The 2,594-nt window shown below is 74.4% G+C and carries 2 protein-coding genes; one reads left to right on the top strand and one right to left on the bottom strand.

The genetic code is table 11. The features are described from left to right. Positions 1-297: 297 nt before the first annotated feature. The gene (locus ACWGL3_RS03290; protein WP_344175819.1) at positions 298-1,173 is read right to left on the bottom strand and encodes an AraC family transcriptional regulator; all 876 of its coding nucleotides are present in this window, start codon (positions 1,171-1,173) and stop codon (positions 298-300) included. Positions 1,174-1,420: 247 nt separating this feature from the next. Between ACWGL3_RS03290 and ACWGL3_RS03285 the strand changes: the two genes are divergently transcribed. Continuing rightward, positions 1,421-2,557: a baeRF2 domain-containing protein gene (locus ACWGL3_RS03285; protein ID WP_267950027.1), complete on the top strand. Its 1,137-nt coding sequence runs from the start codon at positions 1,421-1,423 to the stop codon at positions 2,555-2,557. The last annotated feature ends 37 nt before the right edge of the window (positions 2,558-2,594 follow it).

The following is a 2,594-nucleotide window of genomic DNA, read 5'->3' as shown; positions in this document are numbered from 1 at the left end:
GTCCCCGGCCCACCCCTGCGACCGCGGCGACCCCCCTGACCCCCCCCCCCCCCCCCCCCCCCCGCCGCCGCCCCCCCCCCCCCCGCCCCCCCCCGGACGGGCCCCCGGCCGGCCACCCCCCCGCCCCCCCCCCCCCTCCGGGGGGGGCGCGGCGCGGTCCGCTCCGGGCGGCCGTGCCCGCATCGGTCTTCATCCCGCCGCTGGTGGTCCTGTTCCTGTCCGCCCCGCGCGGCCGTGCCCGCGTCCGAAGGCCCGGACGCGGGCACGGCGGAGCCGCGGGGCCCCCGTCCGGCCGGGTCAGTCCGCCCGCTCGACGGGCAGCCACAGCTCGGCCTCGGCGTTCGCGCAGTCCTCCCCGTACTCCACCCGCAGGATCGACGGCCCCTCGACGGTCCGGTAGGACGGGTGGGACGGGAACCAGTGCCCGAACGCGTCCGACCACAGCCGCTGCAGAGGCTCGGGGAAGTCCGCCGAGGGCCCCGAGTACGGGAAGACCACCCAGGTCCCGGCAGGCACCTCCAGGACCTCCATCCCCGACGGCGCGGGAGCGGTCGTGGCCGCCGCCTGGTAGTAGTCCAGCTCGGTCCCCTCCTCCCGCGAGGAGCCGAGGTGGACGCTCACCGACAGGACGCCGCGCGGCTCCTGGTCGGACAGCCGCCCCACCTCCTCCAGCACGGCCCGTCCGAGCCCTTTCGTGAACGCGACGATGTCCGGGTTGGGTCCCCGGTGCACCAGGGGGACCCGGGCCCTGGGCCCCACGAGGCGGAACGCCTCCTTCTCCACGATCCGGTAACGCACAGTGGTGCTCCCTTCGACTGTCAGGCGGAACGTCATCCGCGGTTGGGAGGCGAGTACCGCACCGGTCCGGCGGGCCTCGCCGGGCCCCACTCCGTGCATGGAGCGGAACGCCCGGGCGAACGCCTCCGCCGAGCCGTAGCCGTACCGGACCGCGACGTCGAGCAGGGGGTCGTCACCATGGAGCACCTCGGCCCCCGCCAGCGTCAGCCTCCGCCGCCGCGCGTACTCCGACAGCGACATCCCCGCCAGGGCCGAGAACAGCCGCCGGAGGTGGTGCTCCGAGGTCAGCGCGTCCCGCGCCATCGCGGCCGCGTCCGGCGGAGCCCCGGGGTCCTCCTCGACCCGCTCCAGGGCCCGGTTCAACCTGTCCAGCATGTCCCGCCTCCTTCTTCCACCACCGACGTTAGGGACCCGGCACCCTTCCGCGCCCGACAGTTCACGACCCTCTCCGGTCGGGTGGCGGCCGTTCCGTTCTCGGGCAAATCGTGGAAATCCTTGGGCAAGGAGCGTGTCTCCCTCGACGTGGCGTACGTACGGTTAGCACCATTGGCCCCAGGATGGCCCGCAGGCCGACCCCGAGAAGGAGGTGGGCGGGGCGGGGGTGACCACGCCCCGCGGATACATGGACATGGGTTTTCTGCGACCTCTGTACGAGAGCGGCGCTCCGGTGGCTTCGGTTCACATGGACACCAGCCGCGACACCACCGACGCCGACAAGAAGATCGAACTGCGCTGGCGGCACCTGCGTGAGGAGCTCGCCGCGCTGGGCACGGACGAGGCCACCCTCGACGTCCTGGAACAGGCGGTCGGGGAGAAGACGTCCCGCGCCTACGGCGACCACGGGCAGGCCCTCTTCGCCTCCGAGGGAACCCTTCTCGGCGCCCACACCCTGGGCGAAATCCCCGTCCAGGACCGGGCCGCGTACCTTCCCGTCCCGGACGTGCTCCCCCTGGCCGTCGACCGGGGCCGCCGCCTGCCCTACGTGCTGGTGGCCCTGGACCGGGTCAACGCCAAGGTCACGGCCTACGCCGCCCGACCGACCCGGGCACCGGTCATGGAGACCGACGCCGCCGGGGAATCCCTCCGCAACATCGACGGCCTGGGCGGGCGCGGAGGCCGCGGACAGCGCAACAACCCCGGCGGCCCGGGAGCCGACTCGCACGCCGCCCAGGAACTGTGGCGGGAGAACACCGCGAAGGTGGCCGAGCACGTGCGCGAGGCCGCCCGCAGGGTCGGCGCCGAGCTCATCATCGTCGGCGGCGACGAGGAGGCCATCGCCTACCTGCGCGACAACCTGGGCCCGCGCCAGCTCACCGTCCCGATCCGGGTCGTCCCGGGAGGGCGCGGCGGGACCGACGCCGAGGAGCGGCTGCACAAGGCCGCCGAGGACGCCCTGCGCGAGTTCGTCGTGGAGAGGCACGACGCGTTCCTGGAGGACTACCAGCGCAAGCTCGCCCACGACCAGGCGGTGCGCGGGACCACGCCCCTCCTGCCGATGCTGTCGGAGGCACGGGTGGAGACCCTCCTCCTGGGCGCCGAACGCGACGGGGAGCCCGAGCTGTGGGGGTCGTTCAACGAACCGCTGCTCGTGGACACCGACCCCAAGGGCCTGGACGATCCGAACGCGGCCTTCCGGGCCCCGGCCAGCGCGCTGATGCTGCGCTCGGCGGTCATGGCGGACGCCGGGTTCACCGAACTGCTCGACCACGGGCGGACCAGCTCCGAGAGCGGGGCCACCCTGCGCTTCCCCAGGCAGTAGCCGGACAGTCGGCGGAGCCGCCCGCGCACCCGACCGG

It is taken from the genome of Nocardiopsis sp. NPDC055824, from assembly GCF_053616335.1.
The sequence above is the reverse complement of the archived record's forward strand: the minus strand, read 5'-3'. Positions and strand labels throughout refer to the sequence as shown.

What these genes read in the sequence shown, in the direction of transcription:
- ACWGL3_RS03285 (WP_267950027.1), top strand. Translation starts at nt 1,421, where the DNA reads ATGGACATGGGTTTTCTGCGACCTCTGTACGAGAGCGGCGCTCCGGTG.
- ACWGL3_RS03290 (WP_344175819.1), bottom strand. Translation starts at nt 1,173, where the DNA reads ATGCTGGACAGGTTGAACCGGGCCCTGGAGCGGGTCGAGGAGGACCCC.